A 14,776-nucleotide genomic window follows, 5' to 3' on the forward strand; every position below is an offset into this window, starting at 1 on the left:
GCCACCCCAAGCTTTTATATAGAATAGAGGGGCTAGTATTTTTCCTGCTTCCTTCGGTCAACCTCGCTATCTTAGAGTCATTCCATATTCAGAAAAGTGGAATGAAAACTGGACGTGGATGCTCTGATGATCTTAAGAACAGAGGAGCCATTTTGATCGAACAAGACTGATGACGAGCAACACCATGCCGGGCGCCCTGAGCGTTCCGATGCCGCAGGACAAGAAGACTCGCGACGAGGATGCCGCCGGGCTGCCGACGAGCCGTCTGGCGCGACTGCGGCTGATCCTGGCGTTTGACGCCCTGCTGGTGGAAAAAAGCGTTGCCAAGGCCGCTGAGCGGCTAAACATCTCGTCTCCTGCCATGAGCCGTCTCCTGGCCCAGATCCGCGAGATCTATCAGGACCCGATCGTCATACGATCCGGCCGGCGGCTGATCCCCACGCCATTGGCGGAGAGCCTGCGGCAGCGGCTGCGGGCCATCGCCGCGGAGTCGGACACCCTTCTGGACGCCAGGGCGGGTGACAGCCCCGGCCCTGGCCCCGGCTCCGCGCCCGCTCGCCCCACCGTGGGGCCCGCCCCTGCCACGCCCATACAGGCCGTGCCGCTTTCCATGCGGCCAGCCTTCATCCTGGAAGGCGCGCCGGACCCCGGCGCCATGGCACGCAAGCTGGCCAGCATCGGAGAAGCCGCCCCGCCACAAATGAAGCTGGCTAAATATATTGCCCTCACCGGCGCCGGAACAAGTGGCTCCAGGCCTCTGACATTGGATGAAGCCGATGAGGCCTTTTCAGTGATCCTGGCCGGCGATGCCGATCCCATCCAGATCGGCGCGTTCCTGGTCGTCATGCAATACCGCGGCCTGACTGCCGCCGAACTTGCGGGACTTGTTCGCGCCAGCCGCCGCCATTGCGGCGCGCCCGGGCTGTCGGCGGCGCATGCCGATCTTGATTGGCCGGCCTATATCTCACCCAAGAGCCGGGAAGCCCCCTGGTTTCTTCATGCGGCAAGGCTGGTTGCCAAGGCCGGGCATCGGATACTGATCCACACCCAGAAGAAGAGCGGCAATCATCTGGAAGCTGCCGCCCGCATGGCCGGGATCGGCCGGTGCCTGTCCGCCGGGGAAGCATCCGCGCAGCTGAAGAAGGATCACATCGCAGTGATCCAGCTCGATTCCCTCTCCACCCAATTGCACGGGCTCATGTCGCTTTACGGCCTGTTCGAAATGCGTTCACCGCTCAACGTTCTCGTGGCCATGTTGAACCCACTGGGCGCAAACACCAGTCTTCTTGGCGTTTCCCGCGCGTCCTACCGGGAGCTTCACCGCGACGCTGCCGCGATGCTGCAATGGCCGAACCTCGCCGCCCTCGGAAACAGCCGTGACGTCGCGCAGGCAACCCCCTTCCGCTCCACCACCATCTTCAGGCTGGTTGACCGCCTCCCGCGCAAGCTGATCGTGCCGTCCACGCCCGAGCCGCGCGCCGAACCCCCGATCGATCTCACCCGGCTGGAATATTGGGATGCCGTCTGGGCGGGCCGCGCCCGTGACGATCGTGCTGAAGAGGTTATCGTGTCGACCGCGGCGGCAGCTCTTTTGGCGCTCAAGCGGGATGAAATGAGCTACGCGGAAACCCGTGCTGAGGCCAAAGCCCTTTGGCGACAGCGGAACGCCGGCTGAGTTGCTCAGCTAGACGCCTTTCCGCTCTTGCGCAGACGAAGCACTGCGCGGCGGGCGGCGCGCCAGCCGAGTTCCAGTCCACGCGCCACATCGAACGCCGGATCGGCCGGTCTCAACTCCACCAGCCAGTCGGCGATGGGCAGCCGGTCACGCCACAGGTGGTCGATCATGGGGTGGTCGGCGTCGGCCACCGAGTCGACATCGACGAGCCGGGGATCGGCCAGGAAGATGCCGGTCAGCGCCAGGGACAGCAGGACCCCCGGTGAATAGCGTGCCGCCTCTTCATCATAGGCCGTCTTGAAGTAGAACGCGCGGCCGCTCTGCCGAAGGACCAGGCCAGCGGCGACATCGCGGTCGCCCGCACGCATCAGCACGACCTCGGCCCGCCCCCTCAGCGCCAGGCCGGCAAAGGCTTCCCGCACGAACGCCAGCCGCCCAGGGTCATTGGCAAGAGCGGTGCCCCGCCGTCCCTTCCAGCCGGCCGCCTCAAGAGTGAGAAAGCGCTCGAGCGCGTCCATGACCCCTGTCCGGTCGGAGGCGGTGTCGATGGAGATCGTTCCAAGATCGGCCAGCCGGCGGCGCAACCGCGCAAGTTCCTTGGCTTTCTTGGCGGTCACCAGATCCTTGATGCGAGCGACCGGATCGCCGCCGACACTGAGAAGAGCCCTGGCATGCGGGTCGAGACGATAGACGCGGCGTCCGCTGGCGGTGAGCGCGGCAGTCATCTGTACGGCGGCGGCACCGGCATCCGACAGGCGCGGGATCAGGCAGGCCCGCGCGCCTGATGCCGCCATGTGATCGAGCGCCAGACGAAAGGCCTCCGCGCCGCGGTCCCGGTCGAGCAGCGGCGTGGAAAGCGGCGCATAGGCGGGCCAGACCGAGGTCAGCGGAAAGGGGATGATGTAGCGCCGCGTCAGCGCCTTGACCGGCACCAGCGCCTCCAACTGGGGGCCGTTCCACACCAGGAGGAAGCGCACCTTGTCGCTGCCGGTAAGATGGCGGGCCGCTGCAAGTGCAAAGTCAGGATCATAGAAGCCGTTGGGCTCAACCGCCCGCACCGCAAGGTCGCGCCAGGCTTCCAGATGCGCCTCGACCTGACGCACGTCGCATTCCTCCAGCCTCAGGTCCTGCGCGGCGGGAGCAACCTCGATCGGCGGCCGACGGCCGGCGAACACGAAGGAATGGAGGCCCAGGCGGCGTTTGGCCAGCCAGAACAGCAGCCCCGATTCCAGCATCAGCGCCAGCGAGGTCGCCGTGGCCGATCCGATCATGCCGAACTTCGGCACCAGTACGATGTTGAGCAGGAGGTTGAATGCGAAAACTCCGCCATAGATGGCGGCCGCGCGATTTTGCTCGCCCAGCATCGAGAGCAGCCGCTCGCAGGGGCCGACCGAGGCCCGGGCGATGACGCCGATACCGAGGATCGGCAGCAGGATATAGCCTGCGGTGAAGGCCTCGCCGAACAGCCACAGGAACGGCTTTCCGGTCACCACCAGTCCGAGCACAACCACAACTGACGGCCAGAATGTCCAGCGCACGGCGTCGCGAATAAAACTGTTCAGCCGCTCGGTTTCGCCGGCGGCGGCATATTCGGTGAATCGATGGGCTGTCGCCGCCGAGACGGCGAAATAGATCAACGCTCCAAGCCCCATGATCTTGGTGGCGGCGTAATAGACGGCGACGTCCTCCGGCGAGGCGAATCTCTCCAGGATCAGGACATCGGTGTAGGTGAGCGAGAGGTAGAAGCCGTCGATCATGAAAACCGGCAGCGCCACCTTCAACCAGCGGCGGGGCTCGTAGCGCCGTGTGCCCGAGAGGCGGTCCTTGAGCCGCACGAGAAGCGCCGCCATCTGCCCGAAGGAACAGACGACCACGGCAACCGCACTGGCCGCCACGACCCAGGCCGCACTGGACGGGAGGCTGAAGACCATCATGCCCGCCACCAGCACGAGAATGAGGACCGGCCGGAACACATAGACCGGCATCAGCGCCAGATTGATCCAGTTATAGGAGCGGGCGATCGCGTCCTGCACATCGGACAAGGCATAGGCCGGCAGGCACAACAGAGCCGCGGCCAGCAGAAGAACCGGGATCTGACCGCTGGGTGAACCGAACAGCCACAGCAACAGACAACCGATCAGAGTGATCGCCGAGGCCAGTGTGATGACCAAGAGGGGTGCGCCGAGCAGGAAGCCCCGCAGGCCGCTGGCATCATTGCGTTCGGTATATTCCGGGACGAAACGCTGCGTGGTCGAGGCGATGCCCAGCGTTGAAAGACCGCCGAGGAGCAGCACCCAGACCCAGGCATAGGCATAGATGCCGTACTCATATTCACCCATCCAGCGAGCGAACAGGATTTGGGTGATGAAGCCGAGGCCGGCGTTGAAGATGCGGATCAGAAAGGCGCTGCCGGCCGCGCGTTGCGCGACGGCGCGGTCGCTGCGGTCGGCACGCCAGGAGGCCGTGCGTGCGCGCCAGCCTTGCGGAGGCGCCTCCGCCTGTCCTGCTTGTGGTGTGTCGGCCATGAATCGCGCTGCTTCAAATCGGAAGGTCCGGATAAATAGGTTTATTGCGGCGCGCTTAAGGAACCGTTGGGGCTAAACCCGCCCACCCGACAAAAAACGCACGGCCGGACGCATCATCCCCTGAAGCCGCCCTCAGCCAGGAAGCGTGCCTCCTCGGCCGTCGTCGTTCGGCCAAGGATCTCGTTTCGATGCGGGAACCGCCCGAAACGGGCAATGATGTCGCGATGGATCTCCGCCCACCGCAGGCCGTCGGCATCCTTCATGGCCTGGAACAGCGCACAGCAAAGCTCCTGGTCGGCCAGATCTTCCGAATGCTCCAGGGGAAGATAGAAGAAGGCGCGAAGCGCGCGTGGCACACGCCTGTCCCATCCCATGGCGCGGACGACATCCGACGCATGGCGTGCCAGACCATCGGTGGCGAAGGCGCGCGGGGTGCCCCGATAGATATTGCGCGGCACCTGGTCGAGCACGATGGTCAGCGCAAGAGCTTCTATCGGGCCACGCAGCCAATCCTGAAGCTCGCCGCGAGCCGCGGCCTGATGCACCGGCCCCAGCCGCCATCGCACCAGCATGTCGAACAACGGGTCGGAGAGAAACCAGCGGCTTGGTCCCGCCGCTCGCCAGAAGGCGACCACGGCGCGTGGATCGAACATCGTCACAGACGGATCTCGCAGTCTTGGATGCGCCGATACATCTCGTCGTCCAGCCGCTCGAACCGTTTGGTCTCCGGGCTGTTGAACCAGATGGCGTCGGGGACGACGGCCGGATCGAAGCCCTCTTTCACCAGTTCAACCTTCTTTTGCTTGAAGGTGCCGGTCACTTCGATTTCCGGCTGGATCCGCAGAAACAGCGGTCGGGCGTAATCCGGCAGGTGCTGCTCCATATGCTCGCGCAGGCCGATGAGATCCAGCGGCTGGCCGTCCGTCACGACGGCGGCCATCCCGGCCCTCCCGTCCCGGCCCTTCAGGTTGACGCCATAGACGTTGGTTTCCTTGATGCCGGGGAAGGTGTTGATCGCTTCAGCCACCTCGGACGTGGAGACATTCTCGCCCTTCCAGCGGAAGGTGTCGCCGATCCGGTCGACGAAGAAAAAGTAGCCGTACTCATCCTTCTTCATCAGATCGCCGGTGCGGAACCAGGCGTCACCCGGCGCGAAGGCATCCCGCAGGATTTTCTTCTCCGTGGCAGCCCTGTCGGCATAGCCTTCAAAGCGGTTGGCGGGTTTGTTCGGATCATTGACGATCTGCCCCACCACCTCGCCCACTTCACCGGGCTCGCACTCGATGCAGCGGCCGTCGGGGCCGCGCACCGGCTGTTCCGTCTCCACATCGAAGCGCACGATCTTGACCACGAAGCGCCGCTCCGCCCACTTCGCGATACGTCCGACAGCCCCTTCGGTGCCATCGAAATTCAGGATCGCGACATTGCCCTCGGTGGCGGCATACCACTCCAGGATTTCAGGAATGCGGAAGCGGGTCTTGAATTCGGCCCAGATATCGGGCCTGAGGCCGTTGCCGCAGAAGGCGCGCACCCGATGCTTGGCTTCAGATGGACTGACCGGCGTATTGACGAGATAGCGGCAGAGTTCGCCGATATAGAACACGAGGGTGCAATCCCAGCGTACCACGTCGTCCCAGAAGTCGCGCGCCGAGAATTTCTCGCGGATGACCACGGTGGCACCCCCGACCAGCGGGGCTCCCACCGCGAGCACGCCGCCATTGGAATGATACATCGGCAGGCAATCGTACATCCGGTCGTCCGGCTTGACGTTCATGACGCCGCAGTAGCCGTGGGTCATGGCCATCAGCCGGTAGTGATTGATGTTGGCGGCTTTCGGCATGCCGGTGGTGCCGCTCGTATAGATGAAAAGGGCCTTATCCTCGATGGTGATCGGCGGCCGCTCGCCGGCTGGTATGGACTCGGCGCTGAACTCCTCGATCAATGTGTCCAGGCGCGGGTCGCTGCCGTCGGCGTCTCCGAACATCCATACGGCTGGACCGTTGGTCAGCATGGGGCGCGCCGTTCCGAGCACACCGGCGAGTTCCTGGCCTGCGATAACAGCCTTCGGCGTCACGATGTTGATGCAATGGGCAAGGGAGGCGCCGGAAAGATTGGTGTTGAGAAGAGCGACCGCACCGCCGGCGCGGGTGATGCCAAGCCAGATCGCAACATATTCCGGCCGGTTCAGCATCAGGAGCGCGACCACGTCGCCCTTGCCGACCCCCTGGGCCCGCGCCCATCGCGCATAGCGGTTGGCGCGCTCGTCGAGCTGTCGATAGGTGAAGCGTTCACGTTCCGAGATCAGCGCTTCACGGTCACCGTTCCGCTGCGCGATCTCTTCGAAGACGTAGGGAAAAACGCGGGTGGGATTTTTCGCAATAGGTGTGATGAGACGAAGGGTGCGTAACGAGCCGCGCAGGCCGAGCCATTCGTTCCTCAGCCGGGTGAAAAAACCCATTCGCCATTCCTCCTCACGCACGCGGAGACATGCCCGCGCCATTGTTCTCGTTCTTGCGCCTAGTGAAGCGGGCTCGGAGCCCGGACGCAAGATATCCCGTGCGCCTGTTAGCCCAGAAGTCCTCCTCTTTTTGGCGAAAGCGGGCTGTCGGTCAGCGCCGCGGCGTCAGGCACGTCCACCGCGATCCCCGCGAGCGCGTCATAGATCCGCGCCAGGAGAGCGGGATGAAGGTCGCGGGCGATGACGACGAGACGGGAGCGATGGTCATCGTCCGGCCATGCCTCCAGGCGCCGCGGTGCCTCAAAGACGTGCTGCACACCATGGACCACCACGGGTCGCGACGGATCATCACTGAGCGCGAGAAGGCCCTTCAGGCGAAGGATCTGCGATCCGTAGGTCGAGGAGAGAAGTTCGGTGAAGAGCGGAAGTGCGCCCGGCGGCAGGGGCTGATCCCGCCACAGCACCGTGCTTTGGACATTTCCCACATGCTGATCATTGATGGAAGCCTGCAGCCAGCGTGCTACGCGCGCCTCACCGGCAGGCCCCAGCGGCGCAAGATCGAAGATTTCGCCCGGCGCCGCTTCTCCCCGGTCCATATCCAGCATTCGAACGCCGGGATTGATCTTCTCGACGGCGCGTCGAGCTTTGTCGATGACCCCTCCGGAGGCGCCTGATGTCTTGGACAACACCACGCGGTCGGCGAAGAGCACCTGCCGGCGCGCCTCCTCCTGCATATCGAGCACCGCCTCCGCGCCGGGAGCGGCGATCACCGCCACCACGCCATCAACCGCATAGCGCAGGCTAAGGTAAGGGTGGCGGGCCGCCGCCTGCAGTATCGGCACCGGATCCGCCATGCCCGTCGTTTCGATCACCATCCGGCGGAACGGCGTAATGCGGCCATTGTCACGTCGGCGGATGAGATCCTCCAATGTTGCCAGAAGATCGTCGTTGACGACGCAGCAGAGGCAGCCGCCGGGCAGCGCGAAGACCTCACCTGCCACCGGCTCCACCAGAAGATGATCCAGTGCGATCTCACCGAACTCGTTGATGAGGACCACCGTGTCCGCAAGCTCGCTATGGCGGAGCAGCGCGTTGAGCAGGGTCGTCTTCCCCGCGCCCAGGAAGCCGGTGAGCACCGTGATCGGTATGGGGGTTGGCCGGGCGGGTGCCTGGGGTGCTGACATGCCGTCCAGCCTGCTAGCGCGGCGCCTGCGGCTGCAAGGAAGGCGTTGGTCTGTCAGCCGGGCTCGGCGGTGTGGTGGCCTTCGAACTGGCCGCCAGGTTCGGCCGCCGCGCGAATGGGTCGCGAGGGATCGGATTGCCGGCCACGGCACGGCGCACCTCCTGCACGATCTTGGCGGGATCGAGGGTGTCGATCGCTGGCCCTCCTTCGTTGAAGGGGCTCGGCAGCGGAACAGGATTGAGCGGGTTCAATGCGAGCGCGATCGGAGCCTCGTCCTTGCGGTCGGGGTTGGGTCCGATGAAAACCGTCACCGGCTCGATGGGCGCGGGTTTTTCCGCCAGCACGGACTGGACTTCCCCCTTGTCGCCCTCACCGTCGAGACCGTCGCTTTCGCTCGGCGTCGCCTTTGCAACCCGCCGGGGGCCGCAGATCTCCGGCCGCAGATCAACTGGCTCCCCAAGCCGCGAGCCGATTTGGGTGACGCGCGCGCCACCCGCGAAGACCGGCGCGCCGGTAAAACTCTCTTCCATCAGCCGGGCTGCCGTTTCGGCCCGAGCGAGGCCGGAGGTGGATCCCAGCACCACCACGATCAGCCGCTGCCCGCCGCGCGTGGCACTGGCAACGAGGTTGAAGCCGGCCGAACAGATGAAACCGGTCTTCATGCCGTCGGCGCCGTCGTAACGCGCCAGCAGGATGTTGTACGCGCGCAAGGTGCGCTTGCCGAACTTGAGCGCGCCGATCTTGAAGTAGGCCGTATTGTCCGGGAAATCGCGATAGATTGCCTGTGCCAGCAGGGCCATATCGCGGGCCGTCGTCACCTGGCCCTCGCCGGGAAGACCGTGCGGGTTGATGAAGCGGGAGCCCGTCATACCGAGCCGGGCCGCCATGGCGTTCATCCGCCGCACGAAACCATCCACGCCCAACGCACCGCCGAGGTTTTCCGCGATCATCACGGCGACGTCGTTGGCGGACCGGACGATCAGCATCTTGAGCGCATTGTCCACCGTGACCACGGTTCCGGGCTTGAAGCCCATCTTGGACGGCGGGGTGGCGGCGGCGTTGGCGGAATAGGTCAGCGGCGTGTCGAGGGTGAGCTCGCCGGTGCGGATCGCATCAAAGACCACATAAGCGGTCATCAGCTTGGTCAGCGAGGCCGGGTACCAGGAGCGGCTGGCCTCTTCGGCGTGAAGCACGCTTCCTGTCGCGGCGTCGATGACGATGGATGGCCGTCCGTCGACCGCCCACGACGGTGTCACCGTCGCGAGCGCGAGCCAAAGCATCGCGATGATCCCCAGGAGCCGCTGCATCTTGTCGTGATACCGTTTTGGAACCCCTAGCGCCAGTGCTCTTCCCCGTTATCAACGCCCAGGCGAATGTGGCTTTGCCACAACCATGGCCCAGAACACCTTATATTTCGACCCCGGCGCCTGCGCGACCGCGATTCCCATTCGCGTCGCCTCAGGCATCAGCATGTTCTTGCGATGACCACTCGAATCGCGCCAGCCGGAAAAAGCTTCGCCCAGCGAGTGGTAACCGCCTGCAACATTCTCGGCGATGTTATCGTAATCATAACCCGCCCGCGCCGCACGCTTGTCCAGCGTACCGATGCCGACATTATGCCCGACCTTCTGTTCTGACGCCATGGCCCGTGCCTGCTCCAGGGCAATGGTCTGGAGAACGGGGTCGACCACCAGCGGGCCGCGCCCATTGGCCATACGGTATTGAGAGAACATATCGGCCGCGGCATCGGCATCCACCTGGCTGCCGGCAGGCACCAGGCTGCGCATAAAGGCTGGTTGCTGGGGTGGATCATAAGATTTGGCGCAGGCGGAAAGGACAAGGGCCGCGACGACGGCTGCGATGGGGGAGATACGCATGAACTCAACTCTCCTTTGGTGAAGCTGGTCTGGTGTTGCCTGTCGGAGCCGACATGGTCTCGATGCGGGCGGATAATTGTTCGATGGCGCGGGCCACTTCTTTGATGCTTTCGGCCTTCTCGTCAGGCGCGGCCACGGGAAGAACGATCTTTTCCTCCTTGAAGCGCCGGATGATGACAAACTGCAGATCGCTCTTGACCGACGCAGAGCGGCGCGGGGTCGCCACGTAGGCCAGCAGCGTCATGTCGAACGCGCCAGAACCGATGGCGTCCAGAAGCACCGAGGGGGCAGGATCTCCCATCACTTCCGAATGCGCCTTCGCACTCTCCAGCAGCGCCGAACGCACCAGATCAAGATCGGAATCGGCGGGAACGCTGAAAGTGATCTTTACGCGGCCAAGGGGATTGGCGTGCGTTTTGTTGACCACGGCCTTGGTCATCAGTTCCGAATTCGGAACAATGAGCGTCGAGCGGTCGAAGAGCTCGATTTCGGTCGCACGAACGCTGATCTTGCGGATATTGCCTTCGGAGGTGCCGAGCGCCACCCAGTCCCCGACCTTGACCGGCCGCTCCGCCAGGAGGATCAGGCCGGACACGAAGTTGTTGACGATGGATTGCAGGCCAAGACCGATACCGACGGACAAGGCACCGGCCACGATCGCGACGTTCTGAAGGTTGAGCCCCACCGTTCCGAGCGCGAAGACGCCGGCGAGGATGACACCCAGATAACCAATGCCGGTACTGATGGAATTTTGCAGGCTGGGCTCCACCCGGGTCTTGGGCAGGACCTGCGTCTCCAGCCAGCGCTGTATCCCGCGCGTTGCAAGAATGCCAAGGATCAGGATGACGACGGCAAACAGGATAGTCGATAGCGAAATGCGCACGCCGCCGACGGCAAAGCCGAAGGTCAGGCCCCGAAGCCAGCCGAAGGCGTCGTAGGAGCCGATGCCCCACGGCGCCAGGATGATCAGGGCGGCCATTGCAAAGAGCAGCACCCGCAAGAAGCCCGACAGCAGCGTGCCGATCAGTTCAACCGACCTCGGCTTCAGGCCGACGGTGCTGTGAATCCAGCGGCACATGCTGCCGCCGCTCGAAAAGCCGATGGTGAACAGATCGTCGATCAGGGCGGAGAACAGATAAAGCAGCGCTCCGATGATGCTGATCCAGATGACCTGATGCGCCAGGAATTTGGCGAAGGCGATGTAGCCGATGATCAGCGCACCCAGAATGGCGGCGATTGCGATCCACACCAGAATGCGGAACAACCCGAGGATCGGATGGGCCTCCGGCCCGGCAGGCTGCTCCTCGCCCTCGGGTTCGTCGTTCGCGCGCAACACCCTGAGGGCGATGGCGAAGGTCACGGCATTGGCAAGTGCAAAAAGCCCGTCGGTGACCAATGTCGCTTCAGGCCTGGTCATCACCACGAGGTTCAGCGACGAGATGATCAGTCCCAGCGAATAGACGATCGAGACCAAGCCGGCCTGGATTCGGATGCCGGAGGCGAGATCGTCCGACATCTGGGGCAGCCGCCAGGAGGCTTTTTCCGGCGCCAGAATCCCCTTGGCGAGCCCATCCACGAAGGCGGTGAAGGCAACCACGAACACAAGGGTGACGACCAATGGCTCCAGTCGTGGTGTCAGGATCTGCGCCAGCCGCAGACCATAAAGCACGGCGAGCGCGGCGACGGTCGGTGCGATCAGCGTCACCACCAGGACCCAGACCGCGTGAGCGGAACGTCGCAGGCGATGCGGCGGCACCTGCTGCACCGCGTAGCGCTGCCCCATGGCATTGGCCCATTTGCGGCCTGGACCCCCGAGGAGCAGCGCGAACACCAGGCTGAAGCCCAGGATAGCGCCATTGACCGGCGTCATCCGGTCCCGGAAGCGGGCCGCCACATCGCGAATGATGAACGAGGCACTGGTGATGTCGCGGCTGAAGCCTTCCGCCGTCGCAAGCCAGAGATCTGGGCTCAGCAGCGAGGAATGCCGGGCGAAGAGTTCCGTCGTGAATTTGGCGCGCCGTCGTTCCGCAGCCGTCTCGGATGTTTCCGCCGCCTGGAGAAGCAGCACACGGGCGCGGCGCATCGCCTCGTCGACGGCGCGCAGATCGGCATTTTGCGCGGTCCGTTCTTCCACCGCCTCTGCGCCCTCGGTGGCGCCATCCGCCGGCGCCGGCCCCAGTTCCGCCAGACGCCGATTGATGTTATCAATCTGAGGTTGCAGCCGGACGATGATCGCTTCCAGCTGCGTGCGCAGCGGCTCGACCCGCCCGCGTATGTCGGCCAATTCAGTCTCGGACAGGTCCTCGCGGGAGAGGCTGGCCTCAATGGGGTCGAGCGCGGCCTTGACGCGGTCAAGATCGGTGTTCGCCTCGGCCACCACCGTGCTGATCGCCGGCGAGGGCTGCTGCGCCTCTTGTGCTGAGACGGGCACGCCCCAGCCCAAGCCGAGCGGAAGCAGGAGAGCCAGAACCAACAGGCGGGATCGGAACATCGGAGACATGGACGCGCGGTTGACCAAGATGGAGTGTGCCTTGTGCGAACATTGAGGCGGCGGCGAGGCGCGCAGTGAGTTTACCGATTCCCGTAGGTAGCCGTCGCCCTTCTCAACCTTCGGTAAGCAAATGGTCTAAAGCGGCGATTGCTCGCAATTTAGGCAATAACTCCGAAGTTTCGAGCAATGCAATTGAGAAGCGGGAAGACATCAACTCCGGTGAAAATGAGGAGGTTGCTGATTCAGAGGGGCATTTATTAAGCAGTCTCGTATAAACGTATCAGCTGGGGGTGCTGGAACGCTGAGGTTGTATAATCCGGCGAAGCCTGCAAGTTTGGTTGAGACAGATCGCCGATGTGCCATTCGGCGACCAAAGGATGGTGTAAGCGTATGTCGCTCATCGTGATCCTCGACGACCGGAGCACAAACCGCAATATCTTTGCGCAGCTTGCCGCGTCCATCGAAACCAACGCCGTGGTGAGAACCTTCGGTGATCCGATCGAAGCTCTCGCCTGGATCGACACCAACACGCCGGACCTGGTCATCACCGATTACAAGATGCCGACCATGGATGGGGCGACCTTCACCGCCCGCTTCCGTGAAAAGCCAGACTGTGTCGATGTGCCGGTGGTGGTCATCACCGTCTATGAAGAGCGCAGTTTCCGGCTCAAGGCTCTGGAAGCGGGTGCCACCGACTTCCTGCAAAGCCCTGTCGATCATCATGAATTCGTGACCCGAGCGCGCAACCTTCTCAAGCTGCGAAAGCAGCAGCTCATCATCAAAAGCCGCGCGACCAGCCTTGAACTGGAGCTTCTGCACAGCGAGCGCTCGCGCGAGGCCGCGTTGCGCGACAGCTCTGAGAAGCTCGCTCAGGTCATCGACACCGTTCCCGCCCTCATCAGCGCCACGGACCGCAAGGGCCGCTGCATTTTCATGAATGCGCACAAGGCAGCCATGCACGGCCTTGATTCCCACAGCGTCATCAATCGCCAGATGAGCGATATCATCGGCGCCGAACGCGCCGAGCGCAGCCTGGCACTCGACCAATTGGTGTTCCGCAGCGGCAAACCGATCACCAGCTTCGAGGAGGAAATTGTCGATGCCTCCGGCAACACCAATTTCTATCTCACGACAAAGTCCCCGTTGCGCGACGGCGCGGGTCGGATCATCAATGTCCTGACGACCTCTCTCGACATCACCGATCGCAAGCGTGCCGAGAGCCATCTGCTGCATCTGGCGCATCACGACACCCTCACCGATCTGCCCAACCGGGTGCTGCTGCAGGACCGGCTGCGCCGCGAACTGGCGCGCACCCGGCGTGGCGACCGGCCCTTTGCGCTGCATCTTCTGGATCTTGACCATTTCAAGTCGATCAACGATGCACTGGGGCACCAGATCGGCGACCGCCTCCTGAAAAGTGTAGCGGAGCGCCTGTGCGGCGTCGTACGTGACAGCGATACCGTGGCACGGCTCGGTGGCGACGAATTCGCCATCCTTCAGACACGCGTCATGCGTCCGCAAGAGGCAACGGATCTTGCCGAGCGGATCCTGGCGGCCCTGTCGGAGCCCTTCGTCATAGACGAGCAGGAGATCACGACCAGTGCCAGCCTTGGCATCACCACCCATCCCTCCGATGGGTCGGATGTCGATCTCCTGATGAAAAACGCCGATGTCGCAATGTATCAGGCGAAAGCGGCGGGCCGGAACGCCTATCGCCTTTATGCTCCCGACATGAACGTGCAGGCGCGGGATCGCATGGTGCTGGAATCGGACATGCGCCGTGGGTTGCAGCGCGATGAATTTGTCCTGCACTACCAGCCCCAGATCGACGTCGCGAGCGGTCAGATCATCGGAGCCGAAGCGCTGCTGCGTTGGCAGCATCCCGGCAGCGGCATGATATCGCCCACCACCTTCCTGCCGCTGGCCGAGGAGAACGGGCTGATCGTACCCATCAACGAATGGGTTCTGCGGGAAGCGTGCGGCAGGGCGGCGGAATTTACGCGTTCCGGCCTGCCGCCGCTCCGCGTAGCGGTGAACCTTTCGCCCGTCCAGTTCCGCAAGCAGGATGTCTGCCAACTGGTGATCGACATACTCAATGACACCAAGCTCAATCCGCGGCAGCTTGAGCTGGAGTTGACCGAAAGCATCCTCATGCAGAACACGGAGGCCGTGGCACGCGATCTCCTGAAGCTGAAGGATCTCGGCGTGTCCTTCTCAATCGACGACTTCGGCACCGGTTATTCCTCGCTCTCCTACATCAGGAATTTCCCGGTCGATCGCCTCAAGATCGACCAGTGCTTCATCCGCAATCTGGAGAATAATCCCAGCGATGCGGCCATCGTGCGGGCCATCATCAGCCTGGGTCACAGCCTCAAGCTCTGCATTACCGCCGAAGGCGTGGAAACCGCCGAGCAAGCCGCCATACTTCGGGCGGAAGGATGTGATGAGTTCCAGGGCTACTACTTCGGCCGGCCGATGCCCTTGGAAGACCTGCTGGCGCGGGTCGAGGAACAAAATCCGCGGTCGCTGAGGGCCTGATGGCCATCCGAACTGTTGGAGCCGAGGCC

General features: G+C 63.5%; 9 protein-coding genes. 2 read left to right on the top strand and 7 right to left on the bottom strand.

Annotation, left to right across the window (positions count from 1 at the left end):
- Positions 1 to 169: 169 nt before the first annotated feature.
- Positions 170 to 1,675 (top strand): glycosyl transferase family protein, encoded by a 1,506-nt coding sequence (locus tag IEV58_RS00210; RefSeq protein WP_229729083.1) that lies wholly within the window; start codon positions 170 to 172, stop codon positions 1,673 to 1,675.
- Between the two features lie 5 nt (positions 1,676 to 1,680).
- Here the strand turns inward: IEV58_RS00210 and IEV58_RS00215 are convergent, their stop codons facing one another.
- The 7 genes from IEV58_RS00215 to IEV58_RS00245 form a co-directional block, all read right to left on the bottom strand.
- A complete protein-coding gene (locus IEV58_RS00215) occupies positions 1,681 to 4,200 on the bottom strand; it encodes a GNAT family N-acetyltransferase (RefSeq protein ID WP_188407670.1) in 2,520 nt (839 codons plus the stop codon).
- 113 nt (positions 4,201 to 4,313) lie between these two features.
- Positions 4,314 to 4,853 (bottom strand): DUF924 family protein, encoded by a 540-nt coding sequence (locus IEV58_RS00220; protein WP_188407671.1) that lies wholly within the window; start codon positions 4,851 to 4,853, stop codon positions 4,314 to 4,316.
- Between the two features lie 2 nt (positions 4,854 to 4,855).
- Positions 4,856 to 6,658 (bottom strand): long-chain-acyl-CoA synthetase, encoded by a 1,803-nt coding sequence (locus IEV58_RS00225; RefSeq protein ID WP_188407672.1) that lies wholly within the window; start codon positions 6,656 to 6,658, stop codon positions 4,856 to 4,858.
- Between the two features lie 107 nt (positions 6,659 to 6,765).
- A complete protein-coding gene (locus IEV58_RS00230) occupies positions 6,766 to 7,842 on the bottom strand; it encodes a CobW family GTP-binding protein (RefSeq protein WP_188407673.1) in 1,077 nt (358 codons plus the stop codon).
- Between the two features lie 13 nt (positions 7,843 to 7,855).
- Positions 7,856 to 9,121, bottom strand: coding sequence for a D-alanyl-D-alanine carboxypeptidase family protein (locus IEV58_RS00235; protein WP_229729084.1), 1,266 nt, complete (start codon positions 9,119 to 9,121; stop codon positions 7,856 to 7,858).
- A 78-nt stretch (positions 9,122 to 9,199) separates the two neighbouring features.
- Positions 9,200 to 9,718 carry a CAP domain-containing protein gene (locus tag IEV58_RS00240; RefSeq protein ID WP_188407675.1) on the bottom strand — a complete coding sequence of 173 codons (519 nt, stop codon included), beginning with the start codon at positions 9,716 to 9,718 and terminating at the stop codon, positions 9,200 to 9,202.
- A 4-nt stretch (positions 9,719 to 9,722) separates the two neighbouring features.
- Positions 9,723 to 12,209, bottom strand: a complete 2,487-nt coding sequence (locus tag IEV58_RS00245) for a mechanosensitive ion channel domain-containing protein (RefSeq protein WP_188407676.1) — start codon at positions 12,207 to 12,209, stop codon at positions 9,723 to 9,725.
- Between the two features lie 390 nt (positions 12,210 to 12,599).
- Here IEV58_RS00245 and IEV58_RS00250 point away from each other — a divergent pair, with 390 nt between their 5' ends.
- Entirely contained in the window at positions 12,600 to 14,747 is a 2,148-nt protein-coding gene (locus IEV58_RS00250) for a GGDEF/EAL domain-containing response regulator (RefSeq protein WP_188407677.1), read from the top strand.
- The last annotated feature ends 29 nt before the right edge of the window (positions 14,748 to 14,776 follow it).

This window comes from Agaricicola taiwanensis (genome assembly GCF_014635245.1).
GTDB lineage: Bacteria > Pseudomonadota > Alphaproteobacteria > Rhizobiales > Methylopilaceae > Agaricicola > Agaricicola taiwanensis.

Bases quoted from the DNA above. Each gene is read 5' to 3' on its own strand.
- IEV58_RS00210 (WP_229729083.1), top strand. From the start codon at position 170: ATGACGAGCAACACCATGCCGGGCGCCCTGAGCGTTCCGATGCCGCAG.
- IEV58_RS00215 (WP_188407670.1), bottom strand. From the start codon at position 4,200: ATGGCCGACACACCACAAGCAGGACAGGCGGAGGCGCCTCCGCAAGGC.
- IEV58_RS00220 (WP_188407671.1), bottom strand. From the start codon at position 4,853: ATGTTCGATCCACGCGCCGTGGTCGCCTTCTGGCGAGCGGCGGGACCA.
- IEV58_RS00225 (WP_188407672.1), bottom strand. From the start codon at position 6,658: ATGGGTTTTTTCACCCGGCTGAGGAACGAATGGCTCGGCCTGCGCGGC.
- IEV58_RS00230 (WP_188407673.1), bottom strand. From the start codon at position 7,842: ATGTCAGCACCCCAGGCACCCGCCCGGCCAACCCCCATACCGATCACG.
- IEV58_RS00235 (WP_229729084.1), bottom strand. From the start codon at position 9,121: ATGCTTTGGCTCGCGCTCGCGACGGTGACACCGTCGTGGGCGGTCGAC.
- IEV58_RS00240 (WP_188407675.1), bottom strand. From the start codon at position 9,718: ATGCGTATCTCCCCCATCGCAGCCGTCGTCGCGGCCCTTGTCCTTTCC.
- IEV58_RS00245 (WP_188407676.1), bottom strand. From the start codon at position 12,209: ATGTTCCGATCCCGCCTGTTGGTTCTGGCTCTCCTGCTTCCGCTCGGC.
- IEV58_RS00250 (WP_188407677.1), top strand. From the start codon at position 12,600: ATGTCGCTCATCGTGATCCTCGACGACCGGAGCACAAACCGCAATATC.